23 protein-coding genes are annotated in these 22491 nt (G+C 62.3%); 13 read left to right on the top strand and 10 right to left on the bottom strand.

The genetic code is table 11. From position 1 onward, the window contains the following. Nucleotides 1-215 precede the first annotated feature (215 nt). Nucleotides 216-665 carry an azurin gene (gene azu, locus FPB55_RS23110; protein ID WP_029885725.1) on the top strand — a complete coding sequence of 150 codons (450 nt, stop codon included), beginning with the start codon at nucleotides 216-218 and terminating at the stop codon, nucleotides 663-665. A 108-nt stretch (nucleotides 666-773) separates the two neighbouring features. Here the strand turns inward: azu and nadE are convergent, their stop codons facing one another. Further along, the gene (gene nadE, locus FPB55_RS23105) at nucleotides 774-1601 is read right to left on the bottom strand and encodes an ammonia-dependent NAD(+) synthetase (protein ID WP_009683309.1); all 828 of its coding nucleotides are present in this window, start codon (nucleotides 1599-1601) and stop codon (nucleotides 774-776) included. Nucleotides 1602-1604: 3 nt separating this feature from the next. Then, nucleotides 1605-2810, bottom strand: a complete 1206-nt coding sequence (gene pncB, locus FPB55_RS23100; RefSeq protein WP_144189404.1) for a nicotinate phosphoribosyltransferase — start codon at nucleotides 2808-2810, stop codon at nucleotides 1605-1607. A gap of 467 nt (nucleotides 2811-3277) precedes the next feature. Here pncB and FPB55_RS23090 point away from each other — a divergent pair, with 467 nt between their 5' ends. From FPB55_RS23090 to FPB55_RS23065, 6 genes are all read left to right on the top strand, one after another. After that, nucleotides 3278-4414 (top strand): branched-chain amino acid ABC transporter substrate-binding protein, encoded by a 1137-nt coding sequence (locus tag FPB55_RS23090; protein WP_144189402.1) that lies wholly within the window; start codon nucleotides 3278-3280, stop codon nucleotides 4412-4414. Nucleotides 4415-4572: 158 nt separating this feature from the next. Next, entirely contained in the window at nucleotides 4573-5487 is a 915-nt protein-coding gene (locus FPB55_RS23085) for a branched-chain amino acid ABC transporter permease (protein WP_009683306.1), read from the top strand. A gap of 2 nt (nucleotides 5488-5489) precedes the next feature. After that, nucleotides 5490-6791, top strand: a complete 1302-nt coding sequence (gene livM, locus FPB55_RS23080) for a high-affinity branched-chain amino acid ABC transporter permease LivM (RefSeq protein WP_009683305.1) — start codon at nucleotides 5490-5492, stop codon at nucleotides 6789-6791. After that, the gene (locus tag FPB55_RS23075; RefSeq protein WP_029885721.1) at nucleotides 6788-7663 is read left to right on the top strand and encodes an ATP-binding cassette domain-containing protein; all 876 of its coding nucleotides are present in this window, start codon (nucleotides 6788-6790) and stop codon (nucleotides 7661-7663) included. The genes livM and FPB55_RS23075 overlap by 4 nt, the downstream gene beginning before the upstream one ends. Next, nucleotides 7660-8376, top strand: a complete 717-nt coding sequence (locus FPB55_RS23070; RefSeq protein WP_009683302.1) for an ABC transporter ATP-binding protein — start codon at nucleotides 7660-7662, stop codon at nucleotides 8374-8376. The genes FPB55_RS23075 and FPB55_RS23070 overlap by 4 nt, the downstream gene beginning before the upstream one ends. Before the next feature lie 647 nt (nucleotides 8377-9023). Beyond that, nucleotides 9024-9791 (top strand): SDR family oxidoreductase, encoded by a 768-nt coding sequence (locus tag FPB55_RS23065; RefSeq protein WP_029885720.1) that lies wholly within the window; start codon nucleotides 9024-9026, stop codon nucleotides 9789-9791. Nucleotides 9792-9826: 35 nt separating this feature from the next. On the opposite strand, the gene FPB55_RS23060 is transcribed toward FPB55_RS23065, so the two are convergent. The 3 genes from FPB55_RS23060 to FPB55_RS23050 all read right to left on the bottom strand — a co-directional run bounded on the left by FPB55_RS23060 (nucleotide 9827) and on the right by FPB55_RS23050 (nucleotide 12284). Beyond that, nucleotides 9827-10924, bottom strand: coding sequence for an AGE family epimerase/isomerase (locus tag FPB55_RS23060; RefSeq protein WP_009683299.1), 1098 nt, complete (start codon nucleotides 10922-10924; stop codon nucleotides 9827-9829). A 108-nt stretch (nucleotides 10925-11032) separates the two neighbouring features. Then, nucleotides 11033-11665, bottom strand: a complete 633-nt coding sequence (locus tag FPB55_RS23055) for a TetR family transcriptional regulator (RefSeq protein ID WP_009683298.1) — start codon at nucleotides 11663-11665, stop codon at nucleotides 11033-11035. A gap of 121 nt (nucleotides 11666-11786) precedes the next feature. Then, a complete protein-coding gene (locus FPB55_RS23050; RefSeq protein ID WP_115294873.1) occupies nucleotides 11787-12284 on the bottom strand; it encodes a phage infection protein in 498 nt (165 codons plus the stop codon). 336 nt (nucleotides 12285-12620) lie between these two features. On the opposite strand from FPB55_RS23050, the gene FPB55_RS23045 reads away from it, so the two are divergent. After that, complete coding sequence (locus FPB55_RS23045) at nucleotides 12621-14687, top strand: AsmA family protein (RefSeq protein ID WP_110676655.1); 2067 nt, start codon at nucleotides 12621-12623, stop codon at nucleotides 14685-14687. 206 nt (nucleotides 14688-14893) lie between these two features. Here FPB55_RS23045 and FPB55_RS23040 read toward each other — a convergent pair whose 3' ends face one another. After that, nucleotides 14894-15424, bottom strand: a complete 531-nt coding sequence (locus tag FPB55_RS23040; protein ID WP_009683295.1) for a ferritin-like domain-containing protein — start codon at nucleotides 15422-15424, stop codon at nucleotides 14894-14896. Between the two features lie 47 nt (nucleotides 15425-15471). Further along, nucleotides 15472-15813 carry an osmotically-inducible lipoprotein OsmE gene (gene osmE / locus FPB55_RS23035; protein WP_009683294.1) on the bottom strand — a complete coding sequence of 114 codons (342 nt, stop codon included), beginning with the start codon at nucleotides 15811-15813 and terminating at the stop codon, nucleotides 15472-15474. A gap of 123 nt (nucleotides 15814-15936) precedes the next feature. On the opposite strand from osmE, the gene FPB55_RS23030 reads away from it, so the two are divergent. The 3 genes from FPB55_RS23030 to FPB55_RS23020 all read left to right on the top strand — a co-directional run bounded on the left by FPB55_RS23030 (nucleotide 15937) and on the right by FPB55_RS23020 (nucleotide 18286). Further along, complete coding sequence (locus FPB55_RS23030; protein ID WP_144189400.1) at nucleotides 15937-16827, top strand: triacylglycerol lipase; 891 nt, start codon at nucleotides 15937-15939, stop codon at nucleotides 16825-16827. A 93-nt stretch (nucleotides 16828-16920) separates the two neighbouring features. Next, nucleotides 16921-17208 carry a PsiF family protein gene (locus FPB55_RS23025; RefSeq protein ID WP_029885715.1) on the top strand — a complete coding sequence of 96 codons (288 nt, stop codon included), beginning with the start codon at nucleotides 16921-16923 and terminating at the stop codon, nucleotides 17206-17208. A gap of 70 nt (nucleotides 17209-17278) precedes the next feature. Continuing rightward, on the top strand, nucleotides 17279-18286 hold the full coding sequence (locus FPB55_RS23020) for a membrane protein (protein ID WP_009683291.1): 1008 nt from the start codon (nucleotides 17279-17281) through the stop codon (nucleotides 18284-18286). Nucleotides 18287-18424: 138 nt separating this feature from the next. On the opposite strand, the gene FPB55_RS23015 is transcribed toward FPB55_RS23020, so the two are convergent. After that, nucleotides 18425-19696, bottom strand: coding sequence for an Hsp70 family protein (locus tag FPB55_RS23015; RefSeq protein ID WP_009683290.1), 1272 nt, complete (start codon nucleotides 19694-19696; stop codon nucleotides 18425-18427). Nucleotides 19697-19871: 175 nt separating this feature from the next. Between FPB55_RS23015 and cbpA the strand changes: the two genes are divergently transcribed. Both cbpA and FPB55_RS23005 read left to right on the top strand, forming a co-directional pair. Beyond that, nucleotides 19872-20825 (top strand): curved DNA-binding protein, encoded by a 954-nt coding sequence (gene cbpA, locus FPB55_RS23010; protein WP_144189398.1) that lies wholly within the window; start codon nucleotides 19872-19874, stop codon nucleotides 20823-20825. Between the two features lie 2 nt (nucleotides 20826-20827). Further along, nucleotides 20828-21133, top strand: a complete 306-nt coding sequence (locus FPB55_RS23005) for a chaperone modulator CbpM (RefSeq protein ID WP_009683288.1) — start codon at nucleotides 20828-20830, stop codon at nucleotides 21131-21133. 68 nt (nucleotides 21134-21201) lie between these two features. Here FPB55_RS23005 and FPB55_RS23000 read toward each other — a convergent pair whose 3' ends face one another. Beyond that, nucleotides 21202-21717 (bottom strand): GNAT family N-acetyltransferase, encoded by a 516-nt coding sequence (locus FPB55_RS23000; protein WP_029885713.1) that lies wholly within the window; start codon nucleotides 21715-21717, stop codon nucleotides 21202-21204. 31 nt (nucleotides 21718-21748) lie between these two features. Beyond that, the gene (gene urtE, locus FPB55_RS22995) at nucleotides 21749-22447 is read right to left on the bottom strand and encodes an urea ABC transporter ATP-binding subunit UrtE (RefSeq protein ID WP_144189396.1); all 699 of its coding nucleotides are present in this window, start codon (nucleotides 22445-22447) and stop codon (nucleotides 21749-21751) included. Nucleotides 22448-22491: the final 44 nt, after the last annotated feature.

The raw sequence follows: 22491 nt of genomic DNA, 5'->3' as shown, positions 1-22491 counted from the left end.
AGAAACTGGGAGATGGGCATTTGGTATTGCTCCTAAATGAGAGGTTGTCCCATCGTCCAATAAAAGGGCATGATGTGCTCTTAGATTGGTTGTATACAATCCATTGAACAATTCAACTGACTGGCCACTTGACACCCCCTTGACCCATATCAGCAGGGTGCTGAACGGTTTCAGGCAGTCTCGCAATTGATAAAACCCTGCCAAGGAGATTCATGATGTTTGCGAAAGCTGTAGCGGTATCCCTGCTGACCCTCGCCAGCGCCTCTGTCTTCGCCGCCGAGTGCTCGGTAACTGTCGACTCCACCGACCAGATGTCATTCAACACCAAGGAAATCACCGTCGACAAAAGCTGCAAGGAATTCACGGTCAAACTGACCCACTCCGGCAACCTGCCGAAGAACGTCATGGGCCATAACCTGGTGATCAGCAAGACTGCCGACATGCAGGGCATTGCGACCGAAGGCATGAGCCAGGGCCTGGAAAAGGACTACATCAAGGCTGACAACGCCGCGATCATTGCCCATACCAAAATGATCGGCGCGCCGGAAAAAGAAACCGAAGTGAAGTTCGACCCTTCCAAGCTGGAAGCCGGTGGTGACTACAGCTTCTTCTGCACCTTCCCGGGCCACATCTCGATGATGAAAGGCAAGGTTGTCGTCAAGTAATCAGCTGACGCCGAGCCCTGTAGGGGCGGCTTTACCCGCGAATGCGGTGCCAGATCCACCATCGCATTCGCGGGTATACCCGCTCCTACAGGCGTTGTTACAGCCTGATCAAGGGGCGAACGGCAATTCGCGCTTGTGCTGGGTCTTGCGGTAGGTGGCCACGATGATGTCGAACGCTGCCTGGTCGACCGGCTGCCCATGCAGGAACGCGTCGATCTGCTGGTAGGTGACCCCATGCGAGGCTTCGTCCGGTTTGCCCGGTGCCAGGTCTTCCAGGTCTGCAGTCGGCACCTTCTCCACCAGTGACTCCGGCGCGCCAAAGCTGCGTGCAATGGCCCGCACCTGGTTTTTTACCAGGCCGCTCAGCGGCGCCAGGTCGCAGGCACCATCACCAAACTTGGTAAAGAAGCCCATCACCGCTTCGGCGGCGTGGTCGGTACCGATCACCAGCCCTGCGCGCGCGCCGGCGATGGTGTATTGGGCCACCATGCGCGTGCGTGCCTTGACGTTGCCGACCACGAAGTCCACCAGCGCCGGCGAGCCGCTTTTCAATTCCACCACTTCAGCCGCCAAGGCGCGCACTGCCGGGGCGATGTCCACGGTGTGCACTTCGTCGGCCCTGATCACGTCCAGGCAGGCCTGGGCGTCATGTTCATCATGCTGCACCTGGTACGGCAGGCGAACGGCGATGAAGGTATAAGCCTGGTCACCGGTTTCGGCGCGCAGTTCGTTGATGGCGCGCTGGGCGAGCAGGGCGGCGGTCAGCGAGTCGACCCCGCCGCTGATGCCCAGTACCAGGGTCTTGAGCCGGGCGTTGGCCAGGCAGTCCTTGATGAACGCCACGCGCCGGGCAACTTCTGCCTCTAGCGCGGCCGCGTCGGCGAACGGCGGCTGGACCTTCAGCGCCTGGGCAATTTCTTGCTGAACCGCTTGCATGGGTTACTCCTTGCTGGGGACTTTGAATACGTGACGCATGTAGGCAACGAAGTTGGCGTCGCGGCACTGGGTCTTGGCCGCTTCGTCGGAAATCTTGGCCACCGGTGCGCCGTTGCAGTCGGTCATTTTAAGCACGATGCTCATGGGGACCACACCCGGTATGTCGCAGGTCAGGTTGGTACCGATGCCAAAGCTGACGTTGATGCGCCCGCGCAGGGCCCGGAAGATTTCCAGCGAGCGGGTAAGGTTTAGGCTGTCGGAAAACACCAGGGTCTTGGTCATCGGGTCGATACCCAGTTTCTGGTAATGGGCGATCGCTTTCTCGGCCCAGGCTACCGGCTCGCCGGAGTCGTGGCGCAAGCCATCGAACAGCTTGGCGAAGTACAGGTCGAAATCGCCGAGGAAGGCATCCATGGTGATGCAGTCGGTCAGGGCGATACCGAGCAGGCCGCGGTACTCGCGCACCCAGCAGTCCAGCGCGGCGATCTGGCTGTCGATCAGCCGCGGGCCCAACTGCTGGTGCGCCATGATCCACTCGTGGGCCATGGTGCCCAGCGGCTTGATATCCAGTTTCCATGCCAGGTCGACGTTGCTGGTGCCGACGAAACGGCCAGGGAAGTCGTCGCGCAGTACCCGGACCACTTCCTCCTGCACGCGGCTGGAAAAGCGCCGGCGGGTGCCAAAGTCGGCTACCTGCAGTTCCGCCAGTTCGTCGTCGCTGGCGTGGGCGCGCAGCCAGTCGAACTTGCGGTACAGCTGGTCGCGTGCCTCGGCCAGGCGCATATGCGGGTGCAGGTGGCGGTTGCGCACTTCGCTGATGATCGCCAGCAAAGGCACTTCGAACAGGATCACATGCAGCCAAGGGCCTTTGAGGCGCAGGAACAGCTGATCGTGCTCGATGCCGAGGTGCACATAGCGCAGGTTGAAGCGAAACAGCCGCAAAAACCGCAGGAAGTCGGGCTTGAGGAAACTGATGCGCTCCAGAAAACACAGCTGGCCATCATCGAGCGTGAGGTCGTTGAGCACCTCCAGCTGGTGGCGGATTTCGCCTAGATACGGCCGCAAGTCCTCGCCGTTGCGGCAGCGGAATTCCCATTCGACGTCGGCGTCCGGGTAGTTGTGCAGCACACCCTGCATCATGGTGAGTTTGTAGAAATCGGTGTCGAGCAGGTTGTGCACGATGCGCTCGGCGAATGCGCTCTCGCTCATCAAAGGGGCTCCGGAGGCGGCGAATGGGGGACATTGTGCCAGCCTTTTCGGCCTTGTTGTGTCTGCGCTGGCCTGTTCGCGGGTGAACCCGCACCTGCAGGGCCGCGTATCTGCCAAATCCGCGTGTTTTTCGGTGCACCCGCCAGCCTTGTAACGGTGCTGCCTGTAGCAGTCGCGCACCACGGGTGTGCAGTTCGGTGACGTCTGCTGTTACAGGCCGGTTGCACGTAAACACCCGGCAGGGTTGCAATGATGGCGCGCGGCGGTTGCGCCTTGTCTGTACGGGTGGTGGCGCCCGGCGCGTGGCAGACGGTTGCACGCTCAATAAAGAAAAGGCCGTCGGTCGCTTCTACGTGCCGATGGTGGTGTGATTTTCCGTAAGACAAAACTGATGGCACGGCCCTTGCTCTGAGCATTGGGCTGAGAAGTTGTAGTGCCAACCAAAAAAACTCTAGGAGCACCACCTCATGTCGCAGACGTTTTACAAGAAAGGTTTCCTGGCGCTTGCCGTAGCCACGGCACTGAGTGTTTCTTCGTATGTCCAGGCCGACGTCAAGATCGGCGTAGCGGGGCCGATGACCGGAGCCAACGCAGCGTTCGGCGAGCAGTACATGAAAGGTGCGCAAGCTGCGGCCGACAAGATCAACGCCGCGGGTGGCGTGAATGGCGAGAAAATCGTGCTGGTCAAAGGCGATGACGCCTGCGAACCGAAACAGGCCGTTGCCGTAGCCAACCGCCTGGTCGACCAGGACAAGGTGATCGGGGTGGTCGGCCACTTCTGTTCGTCCAATACCATCCCGGCCTCCGAGGTGTATGACGAGGCCGGCGTGATCGCCATCACGCCCGGTTCGACCAACCCACAGGTCACCGAGCGCGGCCTGAGTGCCATGTTCCGCATGTGTGGCCGTGACGACCAGCAGGGCGTGGTCGCCGGCGACTACATTGTCGACGTGCTCAAGGGCAAGAAAGTCGCGGTGCTGCACGACAAGGACACCTACGGCCAAGGCCTGGCTGATGCCACCAAGGCACAGCTGGAAAAACGTGGCGTCAAGCCTGTGTTGTACGAAGGCCTGACCCGTGGCGAGAAAGACTTCAGCGCCGTGGTTACCAAGATCCGTGCTGCCGGTGCCGATGTTGTCTACTTCGGCGGCCTGCACCCGGAAGCCGGCCCGCTGGTGCGCCAACTGCGCGAACAGGGCCTGAAGGACGTCAAGTTCATGTCGGATGATGGCATCGTCACCGACGAGCTGGTGTCTACCGCCGGCGGTGCGCAGTACGTCGATGGCGTGTACATGACCTTTGGCGCCGACCCGCGCCTGCTGCCAGACAGCAAGGCCGTGGTCGAGGAGTTCCGCAAGGCGGGCACCGAACCGGAAGGCTATACGCTGTACGCCTACGCCTCGCTGCAGGCGCTCGCCGCCGCCTTCAACGGCGCCAAGTCGAACAAGGGCGAAGACGCTGCCAAGTGGCTCAAGGCCAACCCGGTGCAGACCGTCATGGGCGAAAAAAAGTGGGACAGCAAGGGCGACCTGACCGTGTCCGACTACGTGGTCTACCAGTGGGACAAGGACGGCAAGTACCACCAGCTGGACAAACAAAAATAATAACGGCCACCCGCCCGGGTTGCGCATGCGCCCGGGCCTGAGCCCCTGCGGTACCTGTCCTTATTCGGAGACCTGCACGGTCGTGCACTGCTGGGGCCGCATTGTCCGTGGCCTTGCGTGGTCGGCATGCGTGCAGTCTCGCTCAGTGAGATTGCGTTATGGATGGTATTTTCCTGCAGCAACTGGTCAACGGCCTGACCCTCGGGTCGGTCTATGGCCTGATCGCCATCGGCTACACAATGGTCTATGGCATTATCGGCATGATCAACTTCGCGCACGGCGAGGTGTATATGATTTCCGCCTACCTGGCGGCGATCAGCCTGGCATTGCTGGCCTATTTTGGCGTCGAGTCGTTTCCCCTGCTGATGCTGGGCACGCTGTTGTTCACCATCGTCGTCACGGGGGTGTACGGCTTCACCATCGAGCGCATCGCCTACAAGCCGCTGCGTAACTCTACCCGCCTGGCACCGCTGATCAGCGCCATCGGCATTTCGCTGATCCTGCAGAACTACGCACAGATCAGCCAGGGCGCTCGCCAACAAGGCGTGCCAACCCTGCTCGAAGGCGCCATGCGCATCGATGTCGGCACCGGCTTCGTGCAACTGACCTACACCAAGATCTTCATCCTGGTGGCGGCATTCCTGGGCATGGGCCTGCTGACCTATGTGATCAAGTACACCAAGCTCGGCCGCATGTGCCGCGCTACCCAGCAAGACCGCAAGATGGCCTCGATTTTGGGCATCAACACCGACCGGGTCATTTCCTACGTATTCGTCATTGGCGCAGTGATGGCCGCCCTGGCAGGCGTGCTGATCACCATGAACTACGGCACCTTCGACTTCTATGCCGGCTTCATCATCGGTATCAAGGCATTCACCGCTGCAGTGCTCGGTGGCATTGGCTCCTTGCCGGGCGCCATGCTCGGCGGAATCATCCTGGGGATCTCCGAATCGCTGTTCTCCGGCCTGATCAACTCCGACTACAAGGACGTGTTCAGCTTCTCGCTGCTGGTGATGATCCTTATCTTCCGCCCACAAGGCCTGCTGGGTCGCCCGCTCGTGGCTAAGGTGTGAACATGTCGATTGCCAAAATTGCTTCTGCCTCTGAAACCAAAGGTTTCGATATCAAACGCAGCCTGCTCGAAACCCTCGTCGCCGGCCTGCTGGCGCTGATCGTGTTCGGCCCGATCGTAGGCGTGGTGCTCGACGGTTATACCTTCAACGCCGAACCCCGCCGCGTGGCCTGGCTGGTCGGTGGTGTGATGCTCGGGCGTTTCCTGCTCAGCCTGTATGTGCAGACCGCTGCCGGCCGGCGCATGCTCGAAGGCTTCGACAGCGGTGGCTCGGGCGTGCATGTGCGGGCGCCGAACTATGTGTCGCGGCTGCGCTACATCATCCCGGCGCTGATCGTGATTGCCATCGTCTTCCCGATCTTCGCCAACAAGTACCTGCTGACCGTGGTCATCCTCGGCCTGATCTATGTGCTGCTGGGCCTGGGCCTGAACATCGTGGTCGGCCTGGCCGGCCTGCTCGACCTGGGGTACGTGGCCTTCTACGCCATTGGCGCCTACGGCCTTGCACTGGGTTACCAGTACCTTGGCCTGGGCTTCTGGAGTGTGCTGCCGCTGGCAGCGATTGCGGCGGCCCTTGCCGGGTGCATCCTGGGCTTCCCGGTGCTGCGCATGCACGGTGACTACCTGGCGATCGTAACCCTGGGCTTTGGCGAGATCATTCGCCTGGTGCTGAACAACTGGCTATCGTTCACCGGCGGCCCCAACGGCATGCCGGCGCCGTCGCCGACCTTCCTTGGCCTGGAGTTCGGCCGCCGGGCCAAGGACGGTGGGGTGCCCATCCATGAGTTCTTCGGCTTTGCCTACAACCCCAACCTCAAGTTCGTGTTCATTTATGCGGTGCTGTTCATGGTCGTGCTGGCCGTGCTCTACATCAAGCACCGCTTGACCCGCATGCCGGTCGGCCGGGCCTGGGAAGCGCTGCGCGAAGACGAGATCGCCTGCCGTTCGATGGGTCTGAACCACGTGCTGGTCAAGCTCTCGGCCTTCACCCTGGGTGCTTCCACCGCGGGGTTGGCCGGCGTGTTTTTTGCCACTTACCAAGGCTTCGTCAACCCCTCGTCGTTCACCTTCTTCGAGTCGGCCTTGATTCTCGCCATCGTCGTGCTGGGTGGCATGGGCTCCACCGTGGGCGTCGTCATTGCGGCATTCGTGCTGACCGTGGCGCCCGAGTTGCTGCGCAGCTTCTCCGAGTACCGGGTGCTGCTGTTCGGGGTACTGATGGTGTTGATGATGATCTGGCGACCGCGGGGGCTGATCCGCATCAGCCGTACCGGTGTGACCCCGCGTAAAGGAGTGGCGCCATGAGCGACGAAATCATTCTGTCGGTCGACAACCTGATGATGCAGTTTGGCGGCATCAAGGCGCTCAGCGACGTGAGCCTGAAGGTCAGGCGCAACCAGATCTTCGCCCTGATCGGCCCCAACGGCGCCGGCAAGACCACGGTGTTCAACTGCCTGACCGGCTTCTACAAGGCCAGTGGCGGGCGCATCGAACTGAATGTGCGCGGTAGCCACACCAATGTGATCCAGCTGCTGGGCGAGCGTTTCCAGGCGGCCGACTTCGTTTCGCCGGCACGCTTTGCCAGCCGCCTGTACTACAAGATGTTCGGCGGCACCCACCTGGTCAACCGCGCGGGCCTGGCGCGCACCTTCCAGAACATCCGCCTGTTCAAGGAAATGTCGGTGGTGGAGAACCTGCTGGTGGCCCAGCACATGTGGGTCAACCGCAACCTGCTGGCGGGGGTATTCAATACCAAGGCCTACCGCAAGGCCGAAAGCGATGCGCTGGACCACGCCTTCTACTGGCTGGAGGTGGTCGACCTGGTCGACTGCGCCAACCGCCTGGCCGGTGAGCTGTCGTATGGGCAGCAGCGCCGCCTGGAAATCGCCCGCGCCATGTGCACGCGACCAAAGATCATCTGCCTGGACGAACCGGCGGCGGGCTTGAACCCGCAGGAGACCGAGGCACTTAGCCAGATGATTCGCGTGCTGCGTGACGAGCACGATATCACCGTGGTGCTGATTGAACACGACATGGGCATGGTCATGAGCATTTCCGACCATATCGTGGTATTGGACCACGGCAACGTGATTGCCGAGGGTGCGCCACAGGACATCCGCAACAACCCGACGGTGATCGCTGCCTACCTGGGTGCAGACGAAGAGGAACTGGTATGAGTGCACCCATTCTCGAGCTGAAGGACCTGGACGTGTTCTATGGGCCGATCCAGGCGCTGAAAAAGGTATCGATGCACATCAACGAAGGTGAGACGGTCAGCCTTATCGGCGCCAACGGGGCCGGCAAGTCGACCCTGCTGATGTCGATCTTCGGGCAGCCGCGGGCGGCTTCCGGGCAGATCGTCTACCGTGGCACCGACATTACCCGCAAGTCATCGCACTACATTGCTTCCAACGGCATCGCCCAGTCGCCGGAAGGGCGCCGGGTATTCCCCGACATGAGCGTCGAGGAAAACCTGATGATGGGGACCATCCCCATTGGCGACAAGCATGCCGACGAAGACATGCAGCGCATGTACGAACTCTTCCCGCGCCTAAAAGAGCGGCGTAACCAGCGGGCCATGACCATGTCCGGTGGCGAGCAGCAGATGCTGGCGATTGCCCGGGCGCTGATGAGCCGGCCAAAATTGCTGTTGCTGGACGAGCCCTCGCTGGGGTTGGCACCCATCGTGGTCAAGCAGATCTTCTCGACCCTGCGGGAACTGGCGAAGACCGGCATGACCATTTTCCTGGTGGAGCAGAACGCCAACCACGCCCTGAAACTGTCGGACCGTGCCTACGTGATGGTCAACGGGCAAATTCGCATGACCGGGACTGGGCAAGAGTTGTTGGTCAACGAAGAAGTGCGCAGCGCTTACCTGGGTGGGCATTAGTTCCCCCTAGGGGCCGCGATCCATGCCCGGTCGCGGTCCCCTGTAGGAGCGGCCTTGTGTCGCGATGGGCTGCAACGCAGCCCCCTTCCCATGTGGACAACTCAACCTAACCGGGCCCTCAACCCGTTCACCCACAGCTACCCAACCCCGCTTCCCGCAAGCCAAATCTTTTCCACCGATAATGTGGAACCGCCTGTGGAAAACATGGTGGTATCCCCCTCCAACCCAACACCATCAAGCCCTACAGCGGCATGATCATTTTTTGATCAGTGCACCCCTGTGGATTGTTTTCCCAGGCAAATCACGTCATTCCAACCACTCCCAGCACTGCGCAAATTCTGTGGATAACTCTGTGTAAAAGCCTTGGACACCCCGCTACAGGCGGCATGCTTGAAAGCTTTCGCCACCACCGAAAAGAACGCTGCCGACCACGACGGGCTGAAAGGGTTCCGCCGTACAGCGAAGTTGCCCCCAATCCGTGGGGAAAGCCCTGTGGATAACATGCGCATAGCTGGCGCGGAGGCTTCTGCCACAAGGGTTTGCCGCACATGAACAAAAAATGACCAGCTGCCTTTTCGGCTTGCCGCCAGCGTTGGCCACGGGCATGCTGCAAAACTGCCATGACCACCCACTGCGAGGAACAGAGCATGTCATCCACCGTATTCATCACTGGCGCCACGTCGGGTTTCGGCGAGGCCACAGCCCGCCGTTTCGCCGAAGCCGGCTGGAAGCTGGTGCTAACCGGTCGTCGCAAGGAGCGCCTGGACGCCTTGTGCGCCGAGCTTTCTGCCAAGACCGAAGTACATGGCCTGGTGCTCGATGTGCGTGACCGCAAAGCCATGGAGCAAGCCATTGCCAGCCTGCCAGCCGGCTTCGACAAGCTGCAGGGCCTGGTCAACAACGCCGGCCTGGCGCTGGGCGTGGATGCGGCGCAGAACTGCAGCCTGGACGACTGGGAAACCATGGTCGACACCAACATCAAGGGCCTGATGTACACCACCCGCCTGCTGCTGCCACGGTTGATTGCCCATGGCCGTGGGGCGTCGATCCTCAACGTCGGTTCGGTGGCCGGCAACTATCCGTACCCGGGCAGCAACGTGTATGGCGGCACCAAGGCCTTTGTCGGGCAGTTCTCGCTGAGCCTGCGCTGCGACCTGCGTGGCACAGGTGTGCGCGTGAGCAACATCGAGCCGGGCCTGTGCGAAAGTGAATTTTCGCTGGTACGGTTTGGTGGTGACCAGGCCAAGTATGACGCCACCTACGCCGGCGCCGAGCCTATCCAGCCGCAGGACATTGCCGAGACCATCTTCTGGATCCTCAACCAGCCCGCGCACATCAACATCAACAGCCTTGAGCTGATGCCGGTGAGCCAGGACTGGGCCGGGTTCTCGATCGACCGGTCGGTCAAGGGCTGAGCCATGGCCGCTCGGCGGCCACAGCCGCGAAGGCTTCAGCTCAGGCGCTGCAAGCCTTCCAGGCAAGTTGCCAGGTGGTAGGGCGTAGTCGAAGGCATGTCATGCCGGCTGACGGCACCCTCGCCATCCCGGCATTCGTACCAGCCAGCCTCGCGCAGGAACCGCGCTTCCAGCACCTGCAACTGTTCAGGCAACCTGGCTTCACCGCCAGCGCGCAGCACCAGCGCACGCAGGTACTCCGCCTGTGCCCAGATGCGCTGGGTGGCGTCCAGCACCTGGCCGTCCACGCCCAGCATGGCGAGCACTGCGCCACCCTGCACCCCTTGTTGTTCGGCGTAGCTGAACGCCCGGTCGATCGAGGCATGCAGCGGCGTATCTCGCAGCAGCGGGGAGGTGTGCAACAGGTAGAACCATTCGAACTGGTGGCCAGGCTCGTACCAGTTATCCACAGCCCCGCGCGGTTTCTCCAGCATCAGCCCATGGGCCGGTTCGACGAAATGCGCCTGGAGTGCTGCACACAGTTGCAGCAGTGACTGCCGGGTATGTTCGTCGTCGCGAACAGCCAGTACCTGCAGGAAGGCCTCGGCCAGGTGCATCTGTGGATTCTGCAGGGGCCCGCTGCCCAGGTCTGCCCAATCCTCGCCCAGGCTTGCTTCGTACAGGCCATCGTCCCTGGCGAACTGCTGGTCGATGATGTCGAGGCCGGCATTGAGTGTGGATTCCACCAGGCTTTCGCCGACCTTGCCCCAGTAATGCGCGCAGGCAAAGACGATGAAGGCGTGGGTATACAGGTCCTTGCGCCGGTCCAGCGGGTTGCCCTGGGCATCGATGCTGTAGAACCAGCCCCCGTGCTCCGCGTCGTGAAAGTGCTTCTGCAACGAGCGGAACAGCGCGGCTGCACGCTCGGCGCTGCCCGGTTGTTCGATGCGGCTGCTGAACAGGTACAGCTGGCGGGCGCAGGCCATGGCCCGGTAGCGCTGTACCGGTAACGGCCGGTGCTGGGCGTCGAGGGCTTCGTAGGGCAGTGCCATGTCGGCATTCCAGCCCGGGCCTTGCCACATTGGCACGATGCGCTCGGCGAAGTGCTGGTTGAAACGGGCCAGTGCGGGCAGGGTAGGGCGGGGGTCGGACATGTCGGCGCTCGTGGCTGTCGGGCAGGGCGCCATGGTAGCAGAAGTGGGGTTTTCGGTAGCCGGCGGTGCGCTTGCCCGGCTGGCCGGGCGGGGTTGAGCGAAAGGCGATCAGCCCGGGTTGCCTAACCCTTGCCAATGCCGCGCCCCGACGAAGATGAAGCGCAACTGCTGGGTGATCTTTTCCTGCGGTGACAGGGCCTGTGGATAACCCGCTTCTGGGCTGTCGATCAGCTCGGGCAGGGTGGCGAACACCGTTTTCACCACCAGGTCGGCCATCACTGTCAGCGCCGCGCTGTCCAGGTGCTGCCAGCGTTTCATGCGCGCAAGGTCGGTGGCCAGGTCGTCGCTTATGTTCTGACGCAGGCGGGCAATGGCCTGGCGCACCGGCTGTGACCCACCATACTGTTCCCGCGCCAGGAACAGAAACAGCGCGCGGTGGGCGGCGACTACATCGAGAAAGATGCGCACCGAGGCGTCGGTGATGCCGCCCAGCTCGAATTCGTTGTGACGGACCAGGCGAATGGTCTGGCGGAAGGTAGTATCGATCTCGGCTACCAGGGCCAGGCCCAGGGCGTCCATATCCGGGAAATGCCGGTAAAAGCCGGTTGGCACGATGCCGGCTGTTTTCGCCACTTCGCGCAGGCTGATGCTGCCAAAGCCCCGGCCACTTTCCATGAGCTGGCAGGCGGCATCGAGCAGGGCCTGGCGAGTCTGTAGCTTCTGTTCGGCGCGCGGCAGCATGGTGCGGGCTTCTGTGACGGTGAGGCTGGGCACTCTAGTTAAAAAAACGAAGCCCGGTCAATGACCGGGCTGGGAGGGGAGCAAGCGGTGTGACACAGGTTGTTCTTTTCAGCCATGGCAATCAGCTCACGTGGCTGATTGCAACCAGGCGATCCGAACCACCTTCGGCCACGCGGCCGGACTGTTCGATGAGGCGATCCGAACCACCTTCGGCCACGCGGCCGGACTGTTCGATGAGGCGATCCGAACCACCTTCGGCTACGCGGCCAGATTGTTCGATCAGGCGATCCGAGCCACCTTCGGCCACGCGGCCGGACTGTTCGATGAGGCGATCCGAACCACCTTCGGCTACGCGGCCAGATTGTTCGATCAGGCGATCCGAGCCACCTTCGGCCACGCGGCCGGACTGTTCGATGAGGCGGTCCGAACCACCTTCGGCCACGCGGCCGGATTGTTCGATCAGGCGGTCCGAGCCACCTTCGGCGACTGTTTTCAGCGGTTGGGCAATTTCGACAGCGCTCGAACGCGATTCCGCAGTGAGGTGTTGTTCTGCCGCTGGCAGGGCAAAGGCGTTGGCGGCCAGGATGGACAGGGTCAGGGTCAGCAGTTGGCGTTTCATGATTCGGTGCTCCTTTCGGGGGCTGGAAAGTGGGTACGAAGCCAATGCTACGCCGGGTAACGCCAGAGAGAAGTTCATACGGGTAATGGTAACAATCGACCATATTGATAGAGCTCGGCGAGCGCTCTGTTAAGCGCCTTGCAGGCTCGTTGATGGCAAAATGCCGAGGCTGTTGTGGGGTAACATGAGCGCGGCCGCGCCACGATTTGCTGAGCGAATGGCCAGGAAAAACTTCGCTAAGATGACGCTCCCGATAAAACCCCACGGGTTTTCATCAGTCCCAGATACTAAGTGCCCCGCCGCGCCTGTTTCGAGCCCCGCAAGGAGAATCACGCAATGACGCGTCCCGCCAGAATCCTCGTCTGGACCCTCGCCACCCTGCTCACGCTGCTGGCAATACTGGTAGTGGTGATCGCCACCTTCGACTGGAACCGCGTCAAGCCGTTGCTCAACGAGAAGGTGTCCGAGGCCTTGCATCGGCCGTTCGCAATCAACGGCAACCTCGCCGTGCATTGGCGTACCGAGCCAGAAGAAGGCGGTTGGCGTGCCTGGGTGCCATGGCCGCACTTCACCGCCGAAGACCTCACCCTGGGCAACCCTGAGTGGTTGCAGGAGCCGAAGATGGTGGGCCTGGAGCGCGTAGAGTTCCGCCTGGCGCCACTTGCGCTATTGGTGCAGAAGATCAGCATCCCGCGCATCAACCTGACCAAGCCCACGGCCAGCCTGACCCGGTTGGCAGATGGCCGGGCCAACTGGACATTCGACTTCGGGCCGAAGGACGAAAACGAGGCACCTTCCAAATGGCAGTTGGACATTGGTGCCATCGGCTTTGACCAAGGCAATGTCAGCTTCGACGACCAGACCTTGAAAACCCGCATGAAGGTGCAGGTTGACCCATTGGGCAAGCCAATCCCTTTCAGCGAAATCGTTGGTAAGGCCAGCGCTGAAAAAGCCGGCGGAGCGCAGGATTACGCCTTTGCTTTCAAGGCCCAGGGCCGCTACAAGGGGCAGCCGGTGTCTGGCACCGGCAAGATCGGTGGCCTGCTGGCGCTGCAGGACGCCACCCAGCCGTTCCCGTTGCAGGCCGACGTGCGCATTGCCGATACGCACGTGGTACTTGCCGGCACCCTGACCGACCCACGCAACCTGGGTGCCCTTGACCTGCGCCTGCGCCTGTCGGGCGCCAGCCTGGGCAACCTCTACCCCTTGACGGGGGTGACCTTGCCCGACACCCCGGCCTATTCCACGGACGGCCGGCTCAGCGCCAACCTGCATGCAGCCGAAGGTGCGCGTTTCAAGTACGAGGGTTTCAACGGCAAGATCGGCGACAGCGACATCCACGGCGACCTGGCCTTCGTCGCCAGCCAGCCACGGCCCAAGCTGACGGGCAAGCTGGTGTCCAACCAGCTGCTGTTCAAGGACCTGGCGCCGCTGATCGGCGCTGACTCCAATGCCGAGCAGAAGGCCCGTGGTGGGGCCAGCAAGCAACCGGCCGGCAAGGTGCTGCCGGTGGAAGAGTTCCGCACCGATCGCTGGCGCGCCATGGACGCCGACGTCACCTTTGCCGGCAAGCGCATCGTGCACAGTGCGCAACTGCCGTTCAACGACCTGGCGGCGCATGTGATTCTCGATGACGGGCTGCTACGCCTGGAGCCGCTGCGGTTTGGCGTGGCCGGTGGCAACCTGGCCTCCAACATTCGCCTGGATGGGCGCAGCGTGCCGCTGCAAGGGCGGGCACAGTTGACCGCCCGTGGCTTCAAGCTCAAGCAATTGTTCCCCGGTTTCGCGCCCATGCAGACCAGTTTTGGTGAGCTCAATGGCGATGCCGATATCAGTGGCCGTGGCAATTCCGTCGCTGCCCTGCTAGGCACGGCCAATGGCGACCTGCGCATGTTGGTCAACGATGGCGCCATCAGCCGCAGCCTGATGGAGATTGCGGGTTTGAACGTGGGCAACTATGTGGTCGGCAAGCTGTTTGGCGATGAGGACGTGCAGATCAACTGCGCGGCGGCCGATGTTGGCATCAAGGACGGCTTGGCCTCGACCCGGCTGTTCATCTTCGACACCGAGAACGCGATCATCTATATCAATGGCACGGCGAATTTTGCCAGTGAGCAGTTGGACCTGAAGATCACCCCTGAATCGAAAGGGCTGCGGCTGTTCTCGCTGCGTTCGCCGCTGTATGTACGCGGGCCATTTGCCAAACCCAATGCGGGTGTACAGGCGGTGCCCTTGGCGTTGCGCGGTGCGGGCATGGTGGCGTTGGGGGTTGTGGCAGGGCCTGCAGCCGGTTTGCTGGCGCTGATTGCACCCAGCAGTGGCGATGATCCGAACCAGTGCACACCGTTGTTGCAGCAGATGAAGGCGGGCAAGGCACCCGCTGCGGTGAAAGGGCGTAAATAGCAGATAGCTGTGTTGCCGGCCATTGCCACCCGCCGGCGCTGTTTGAGGTGCGGGTTTACCCGCGATTGCGGTAGCGGAGGCGACGGTGAATGGCCAGGAGATAGCCGCCGGTAGGCCGGCCTCTTAGCGGGCGTGCCCGCGAAGGGCTGCAAAGCAGCCCCAGTAACGCTTAACTGACTGGCATTCCGCTAAGCGCCCCCCGGTCCTTACAAGCCTTGCAGCAAGTCGGACATGTCGTCTGCGTGCTCTTCTTCCTGCGCCAGGATGTCTTCGAAGATGCGGCGGGTGGTAGGGTCTTTGTCGCCGATGTACTGGATGATTTCGCGGTAGCTGTCGATTGCGATGCGCTCAGCGACCAGGTCTTCCAGCACCATCTCCTTCAGGGAATTACCGGCCACATACTGAGCATGCGAGTTCTTGGTCAGGTTGTCGGGGTTGAAATCCGGCTCGCCGCCCAACTGCACAATGCGCTCAGCCAGCTTGTCGGCGTGCTCGGCTTCCTGGTTGGCATGCTCAAGGAATTCGCTCGCGGCAACGCTTGCCTTGATACCGCTGGCCATGAAGTAGTGGCGCTTGTAACGCAGCACACACACCAGCTCGGTCGCCAGGGACTCGTTCAGCAGGCGCAGGATCTGTTCGCGGTCGGCGTGGTAACCCTCGGTCACGGCGCCTTGCTCAACATGCTGGCGGGCACGTTCGCGCAGGGTTTTTACATCGGTCAGTTCTGTAGCACTCATGTTCATCTCCGAAAGCATCAGGGTGGTCGTGGCATGCAGGGTGAGACTTACGCGCCGTGAACGGCCTCGCTGTCTTCTTCGCGTTGTTTACAGGTTTTGAAACCCTTGGCATCAACATGGCCGGTGGCGTCGAAACGCACGTAATACGGTTGTTGCTTGCCATCGTGGTTAAGAATGTAGTCGTTGCAGGTGCCCCCGTGCGGCAGGTCGATCACGTTCGATGGGCTACCGCCAATGGCGATGACCTTCTGCATGGTCATGCCGTGCTCCACCTGCTTGACCAGCGGTTCGTCACGGTAGGTGACGTAGTCGACCGGGTTTTCCGGGCGGCTGCCGCAGGCGGCCAGGGTGGCGCTTGCCAGAAGGATTGCCAGGGTCTGCTTGTACATGGTCCCGCTCCTTGCAAAGGGTCTGTGTGGTTTTGAACAACAGCGCGCGCCAGGAGTTCGATTGCGATGCCCACGAAAGCCGCTGTAGGGTTGGCCAAACCTCCACGCAAAAGGGCAGGGGCAATGCAGCAGGATTTGGCCACGCAATACCCCTTGGTACTGGTGCCAGGGATGCTCGGGTTCGTCCGGGCCGGGTTCTATCCCTACTGGTTCGGCATTGTCCCGGCCTTGCGCAAAGGGGGCGCGCAGGTGTTCCCGGTACAGGTTTCGCCGCTGCACAGCAGTGAGGTGCGCGGCGAGCAACTGCTGACCATCATCGAAGACATCTGCAGGCGCACGGGCGCCGCCAGGGTCAACCTCATCGGCCACAGCCAAGGCGCCCTGAGTGCGCGTTATGCAGCCGCCAGGCGGCCAGCCAGGGTGGCATCGGTCACCTCGGTGGCCGGGCCCAACCATGGTTCGGAGCTGGCCGACCACCTGCAACGCACGGCGCCGGGGGATTCGCCCCAGGGGCGTATGCTGAGGGCGGTGCTGCATGCCCTTGCCGTGGTGCTGGGGTGGCTGGAAACCGGTTGGCGGCGCGACCCATTGCCGGTGGATGTGCATGCCTCGCATCAGTCGCTGACCAGCGCCGGGGTGGCACTGTTCAACCAGGCTTACCCACAGGGCTTGCCGGCCACCTGGGGCGGGGAAGGTGCCCATGAAGTCAACGGAGTGCGCTATTACTCATGGTCCGGCACCTTGCAGCCCGGGCTGACCGACCGGGGGCGCAACCGCTTCGATGGCAGCAACCGTTTCTGCCGCCTGTTCGCCCGCAGCTTCGTCAGGGAAAAGGGGCAGTGCGACGGTATGGTGGGGCGCTTCAGCTCGCACTTGGGGCAGGTGATCGGTGACGATTACCCGCTCGACCACCTCGATATCGTCAACCAGCAGTTCGGCGCCGTAGGGCGGGGTGCCGAGCCGGTGCGGCTGTTCACCGAACACGCCGCGCGGCTCAAGGCGGCAGGCCTTTAACGGCGGATGTCGGGGGGGCTGGGGGCTGAAATTCTTGGCTACACTCTGACCTCGACACCCGTGCATCGGGCACGGAGCCCAGGAGACCACTCCATGAAAGTGCTGCACATCCCGTTACTGGCCCTGGCGTTGATGTTCAGCGCCCAAGGCTTCGCTGCCAACACCGCGCAGCAGGAAAAAATGAAAACCTGCAATGCCGACGCCACCGCCAAGGCCCTCAAGGGTGATGAGCGCAAGGCCTTCATGAGCACCTGCCTGAAGAAGAGCGCCCCGCAAACCCAGCAGGAAAAGATGAAAACCTGCAACGCCGACGCCACCACCAAAGCCCTGAAGGGGGACGAGCGCAAAGCGTTCATGAGTGACTGCCTGAAGAAGAAGTGACCTGCGCCTATGCCTGCGCCGTCAAGGCTGGCAGACTGCGGGCATTCCCGCTGTCTGCCTTCGAGGCTGTATGACCTTTACCCCGCGTCAGATTACCTTGGCCAGCCTGATCATCGTCATGGCCGGCCTGCTGCTGGCTTTGCCGCTGAAGTTATTGCCCAGCCTGCTGGCCGGCTTGCTGGTGTTCGAACTGGTCAACATGCTGACCCCGCGCCTGCAACCCCTGCTGGCCGGGCAACGCGCGCGCTGGCTGGCGGTGGCGCTGCTGGGCACGCTGGTGGTGCTCAGCCTGAGCCTGCTGATTGCCGGCGCGTTCAGCTTCCTGCTGCACGAGGCGGAAAACCCCGGTGCCTCGTTGGACAAGTTCATGGCCCTGGTCGAACAGGCCCGCAGCCAGCTGCCGCCGTTCATCGAAGCCTACCTGCCCGCCAGTGCTGCCGAATTCAAGGTTGCCATAGGCGACTGGATCAAAAGCCACCTCAGCGACCTGCAACTGGTCGGCAAGGGCATGGCGCACATGTTCGTCACGCTGCTGATCGGTATGATCCTCGGCGCCATCATTGCCTTGCAGCGCATTCCCGATGTGTCCCGGCGCAAGCCGTTGGCGGCGGCATTGTTCGAGCGCCTGGCCTTGCTGGTACAGGCGTTTCGCAACATCGTCTTCGCCCAGATCAAGATTTCGCTGCTGAACACGGCCTTTACCGGCATATTCCTGGCAGTGGTGATGCCGCTGTTCGGGGTGCACCTGCCGCTGACCAAGACGCTGATCGTACTGACCTTCCTGCTGGGGCTGCTGCCGGTGATCGGCAACCTGATGTCCAACACCCTGATCACCATCGTCGGCTTGTCGCTGTCGATCTGGGTGGCGGCGGCGGCGCTGGGCTACCTGATCGTCATCCACAAGGTCGAGTACTTCCTCAACGCCCGTATCGTGGGGGGGCAGATCAGCGCCAAGGCGTGGGAGCTGCTGCTGGCGATGCTGGTGTTCGAGGCGGCGTTCGGGCTGCCTGGGGTGGTGGCGGGGCCGATCTACTATGCCTACCTGAAAAGTGAGCTGAAGCGGGCCGAGCTGGTCTGACAGATTGCCGGGGCCGCGCTGCGGCCCATCGCGACACAAGGCCGCTCCTACAGCCGACTGCGTGCATCCAATGATTGCACCTCACCCTGTAGGAGCGGCCTTGTGTCGCGATGGGCTGCAACGCAGCCCCAAAATGGATCAGGCTACCCCGTACCGCTTGCGCGCTTCGATCGCCAGCCCACTACCAATACTGCCAAAGATATTGCCCTCCACATGCCGCGCATTGGGCAACATCGCCGACACGCTGTTGCGCAATGCCGGAATCCCGCTGGAACCACCGGTGAAGAACACCGTGTCGACCTGGCCTTCGCTCACCCCGGCCTTGGCCAGCAGCTCGCTCACGCTGCCGCGCACGCGCTCCAGCAACCCCTCAATGGCCTCTTCGAACAGCACCCGGGTCAGTTCGGCAGACAGTTCAGGCTCGACCCGGTGCAGGTCGATGCGGCGGCTGTCGCGCTCGGTCAGTTCGATCTTGCTGGCTTCCACTTCCATCGCCAGCCAGTGCCCGGCACGCTGCTCGATCAGCTTGAACAGCCGGTCGATGCCGAAGCTGTCCTCGATGTCGTAGCGCATGCTGCCCAGCGCCAGCTGCGACTTCTGCGAGTACAGCGCGTTGATGGTGTGCCAGGTGGCCAGGTTGAGGTGGTAGCTGGTCGGCATCAGGGCGCCGCTTTTCATGCGGCTGCCGTAGCCGAACAGCGGCATCACGCCCTGCAGGCTCAACTGCTTGTCGAAGTCGGTACCGCCGATGTGCACGCCGCCCGTGGCCAGGATGTCGCCCTGGCGCTCGGCCAGCAGGTGGCGCTCTGGCGACAGGCGGATCAAGGTGAAGTCCGAGGTACCCCCGCCAATGTCGACAATCAGTACCAGCTCTTCGCGGCTGATGGTCGACTCGTAGTCGAACGCGGCGGCAATCGGTTCGTACTGGAACGACACGTCCTTGAAGCCGAGCTTGCGTGCCACCTCGGCCAGGGTGTCCTCGGCCTCCTGGTCGGCGGCCGGGTCTTCGTCGACGAAAAATACCGGGCGCCCCAGCACGACCTGGTCGAACTCGCGGCCCGCGGCCGCCTCGGCACGCTTTTTCAGCTCGCCGATGAACATGCCCAGCAGGTCCTTGAACGGCAAGGCACTGCCCAGCACGCTGGTGTCGTGCTTGATCAGCTTGGAGCCCAGCAGGCTTTTCAGCGAGCGCATCAGGCGGCCTTCGTAGCCTTCCAGGTACTCGTGCAGTGCCAGGCGGCCATAGACCGGGCGCCGCTCTTCAATGTTGAAGAACACCACCGAGGGCAAGGTGATCTTGCCATCTTCCAGGGCGATCAGCGACTCGACCCCAGGGCGGTGCCAGCCAACCGTGGAGTTGGAGGTGCCAAAGTCGATGCCCAGGGCACGGGCCGGGGTTACGTCAGACATGGGAAAAGGCTTCCGGAGGCAAAACGGCCGCGCAGTTTATGCCAGTTGGCTACAGAATCAAGACCAGTCGTCTGCGATGGAGCAAAGCCAAGGCGGTCTTGAAAGGCTATGCTTGACCCCTATCTTCAGTAGCATCTTCAGTTGCAACACGCACTTTCACATTGGTGATCCACAGATGGACTTCAAAGACTATTACAAGATACTTGGCGTAGAGCCCACGGCGGACGAGAAGGCGATCAAGGCCGCGTACCGCAAGCTGGCACGCAAGTACCACCCCGATGTCAGCAAGGAACGCGATGCCGAGGACAAATTCAAAGAGGCCAACGAGGCCTACGAGGTTCTGGGCGACGCGCAGAAACGTGCCGAGTTCGATGAGATCCGCAAGTATGGCGGCCAGCACGGCCGGCCATTCCAGGCGCCACCGGGCTGGGAAAACCGCGGTGGCGGTGGCGGCTTCGAGGGCGGCGATTTCTCCGACTTCTTCAGCTCGATATTCGGCAACCGTGGTGGCAACCCCTTCGGTGGTGGCCGGCAGCAGCAACGCAGTGCCGGCAGGCGGGGGCAGGACGTGGAACTTGAATTGGCCGTATTCCTTGAAGAAACCCTGAGCAAGGAGTCCAAGCAGATCAGCTTCCAGGTGCCGCAAACCAATGCCATGGGCCAGCGCACCGGTTTCACCACCAAAACCCTGAACGTGAAGATTCCGGCCGGGGTCACCGATGGCGAGCGTATCCGCCTCAAGGGCCAGGGCGCGCCGGGCAGTGGCGGCGGGGCCAATGGCGACCTGTTCCTGACCATTCGCATGGCACCGCACCCGCTGTTCGATGTTGAAGGCCATGACCTGATCATCACCGTGTCGCTGGCGCCATGGGAGGCTGCGCTGGGCACCAAGGTTGCGGTACCCACCCTGGACGGCAAGATCAACCTCACCATCCGCCCGGACAGCCAGAGCGGCCAGCGCCTGCGTGTACCGGGCAAAGGCCTGGCGAGCAAGCACGGTGAGCGCGGTAACCTGTATGCACAGCTGAAGGTGGTGATGCCGCCGGCATCCGACGAGTCTGCCCGCGAACTGTGGGCGAAGCTCGCCGAGAAAGCGGCGTTCAACCCGAGGACACAATGGAGTAAGTGATCATGAGCAGCACCCTGATCGTTCAACTGGACATGCGTACCCTGTGTCAGGAAGCCGATGTCACGGCCGACTGCGTGATCGAAATCGTCGAACACGGCATTGTCGAGCCTTCTGGCCGAACGCCAGAGGACTGGCTGTTTGACGATCAGGCGCCGTTATTGGCCAAGCGCGCGGCCAAGCTGCACCGGGAACTGGAGCTGGAGTGGGAAGGGGTGGCGCTGGCGCTGGAGCTGTTGCAGGAAGTGCAGCAGCTGCGCAGCGAGAACAGCATGTTGAAGCAGCGGCTGGGCAGGTTTACCCAGATGTAGGCTTGCGCGCCGGCCTTTGTGGGAGTGGCCTTGTGTCGCGAAAGGGCCCTCCCACAAGCGGCCGCATTTCAGCCTGGTTCAGCTCCCGGGTTCAGTACCCGCTGCATGAAGGTCAAATCCAGCCAGCGGCCGAACTTCACGCCAACCTGGGGCATCTGCCCGGTCACCACGAAACCCAGCCGCTCATGCAGGCGGACCGACGCCGCATTGCCACTTTCGATGGCCGCGACCATCACATGCTTGCCGCAGCCTTGTGCACGCTCGATCAGCGCCGCCATCAACACCGCCCCCAGCCCCTTGCCCCGCTGGTCGCCGCGGATGTACACCGAGTGCTCCACGGTCAGGCGGAAACCCTCGAACGGCCGCCAGTCGCCAAACGAGGCATAGCCCAGCACGCCCGTGTCATCCACAGCCACCAGGATCGGATAGCCCTGCTGCGCACGTGCTTCGAACCAGGCCTGGCGGTTGGCCAGGTCTACCGGGGTTTCGTTCCAGATCGCCGTGGTAGTGCGCACGGCGTCGTTGTAGATATCGAGGATGCCCGGCACGTCGGCGGGCAGGGCATCGCGCAGCTGGTAACTCATGACAGGGTCTCGCAAGTACGGTGCTTGCAGGTTAAATGGTTACCAGGCCGCGCACACCCTCGGCTTGCATGTTTTCGCCGCGCCCGCGCTGCACGATCTCGCCACGGGCCATGACCAGGTACTGGTCGGCCAGCTCTTCGGCAAAATCGTAGAACTGCTCCACCAGCAGGATCGCCATGTCCCCCCGTGCGGCCAGGCGACGGATGACGGCGCCGATCTCCTTGATGACCGACGGCTGGATGCCTTCGGTCGGTTCGTCGAGGATCAGCAGGCGCGGCCGGCTGGCCAGGGCGCGGCCAATGGCCAGCTGTTGCTGCTGCCCGCCAGACAGGTCGCCGCCCCGGCGCTGCTTCATTTGCTCAAGCACCGGGAACAGCTCGTAGATGAAGGCTGGCACTTCGCAGGCCTCCCGCGCGGGGAAACGCGACAGGCCCATCAGCAGGTTCTCCTCGACGGTCAGGCGCGGGAAAATCTCACGGCCCTGGGGCACGTAGGCGATGCCGGCGTGTACGCGTTGCTGGGGTTTGAGCGCGGTAATCGGTTTGCCTTCCCATTCGATGCTGCCATCCCGGGCGGGCACCAGGCCCATCAGGCAGCGCAGCAGGGTAGTCTTGCCGACCCCGTTGCGGCCCAGCAGGCAGGTCACTTCGCCGACTTTGGCTTCGAAGGAGAGGCCGCGCAGAATGTGGCTGCCGCCGTAGTATTGGTGCAGGGTGTCGATCTTGAGCATGTTGGTGTTCCTGAAAGTGTTGCTGTGCCTGTGCCGGCCTATTC

The sequence above is a fragment of the Pseudomonas sp. BJP69 genome, from assembly GCF_007633355.1.
Taxonomy (GTDB): domain Bacteria; phylum Pseudomonadota; class Gammaproteobacteria; order Pseudomonadales; family Pseudomonadaceae; genus Aquipseudomonas; species Aquipseudomonas juntendi.
Note: the sequence above shows the minus strand (reverse complement) of the source record. Positions and strands in the feature narration are given on the sequence as shown.

Bases quoted from the DNA above. Each gene is read 5' to 3' on its own strand.
- cbpA (WP_144189398.1), top strand. From the start codon at position 19,872: ATGGACTTCAAAGACTATTACAAGATACTTGGCGTAGAGCCCACGGCG.
- FPB55_RS23065 (WP_029885720.1), top strand. From the start codon at position 9,024: ATGTCATCCACCGTATTCATCACTGGCGCCACGTCGGGTTTCGGCGAG.
- FPB55_RS23070 (WP_009683302.1), top strand. From the start codon at position 7,660: ATGAGTGCACCCATTCTCGAGCTGAAGGACCTGGACGTGTTCTATGGG.
- FPB55_RS23030 (WP_144189400.1), top strand. From the start codon at position 15,937: ATGCAGCAGGATTTGGCCACGCAATACCCCTTGGTACTGGTGCCAGGG.
- FPB55_RS23020 (WP_009683291.1), top strand. From the start codon at position 17,279: ATGACCTTTACCCCGCGTCAGATTACCTTGGCCAGCCTGATCATCGTC.
- FPB55_RS23040 (WP_009683295.1), bottom strand. From the start codon at position 15,424: ATGAGTGCTACAGAACTGACCGATGTAAAAACCCTGCGCGAACGTGCC.
- urtE (WP_144189396.1), bottom strand. From the start codon at position 22,447: ATGCTCAAGATCGACACCCTGCACCAATACTACGGCGGCAGCCACATT.
- azu (WP_029885725.1), top strand. From the start codon at position 216: ATGTTTGCGAAAGCTGTAGCGGTATCCCTGCTGACCCTCGCCAGCGCC.
- FPB55_RS23015 (WP_009683290.1), bottom strand. From the start codon at position 19,696: ATGTCTGACGTAACCCCGGCCCGTGCCCTGGGCATCGACTTTGGCACC.
- FPB55_RS23000 (WP_029885713.1), bottom strand. From the start codon at position 21,717: ATGAGTTACCAGCTGCGCGATGCCCTGCCCGCCGACGTGCCGGGCATC.
- nadE (WP_009683309.1), bottom strand. From the start codon at position 1,601: ATGCAAGCGGTTCAGCAAGAAATTGCCCAGGCGCTGAAGGTCCAGCCG.
- FPB55_RS23090 (WP_144189402.1), top strand. From the start codon at position 3,278: ATGTCGCAGACGTTTTACAAGAAAGGTTTCCTGGCGCTTGCCGTAGCC.
- FPB55_RS23025 (WP_029885715.1), top strand. From the start codon at position 16,921: ATGAAAGTGCTGCACATCCCGTTACTGGCCCTGGCGTTGATGTTCAGC.
- FPB55_RS23060 (WP_009683299.1), bottom strand. From the start codon at position 10,924: ATGTCCGACCCCCGCCCTACCCTGCCCGCACTGGCCCGTTTCAACCAG.
- FPB55_RS23085 (WP_009683306.1), top strand. From the start codon at position 4,573: ATGGATGGTATTTTCCTGCAGCAACTGGTCAACGGCCTGACCCTCGGG.
- FPB55_RS23075 (WP_029885721.1), top strand. From the start codon at position 6,788: ATGAGCGACGAAATCATTCTGTCGGTCGACAACCTGATGATGCAGTTT.
- FPB55_RS23005 (WP_009683288.1), top strand. From the start codon at position 20,828: ATGAGCAGCACCCTGATCGTTCAACTGGACATGCGTACCCTGTGTCAG.
- FPB55_RS23055 (WP_009683298.1), bottom strand. From the start codon at position 11,665: ATGCTGCCGCGCGCCGAACAGAAGCTACAGACTCGCCAGGCCCTGCTC.
- livM (WP_009683305.1), top strand. From the start codon at position 5,490: ATGTCGATTGCCAAAATTGCTTCTGCCTCTGAAACCAAAGGTTTCGAT.
- osmE (WP_009683294.1), bottom strand. From the start codon at position 15,813: ATGTACAAGCAGACCCTGGCAATCCTTCTGGCAAGCGCCACCCTGGCC.
- pncB (WP_144189404.1), bottom strand. From the start codon at position 2,810: ATGAGCGAGAGCGCATTCGCCGAGCGCATCGTGCACAACCTGCTCGAC.
- FPB55_RS23050 (WP_115294873.1), bottom strand. From the start codon at position 12,284: ATGAAACGCCAACTGCTGACCCTGACCCTGTCCATCCTGGCCGCCAAC.
- FPB55_RS23045 (WP_110676655.1), top strand. From the start codon at position 12,621: ATGACGCGTCCCGCCAGAATCCTCGTCTGGACCCTCGCCACCCTGCTC.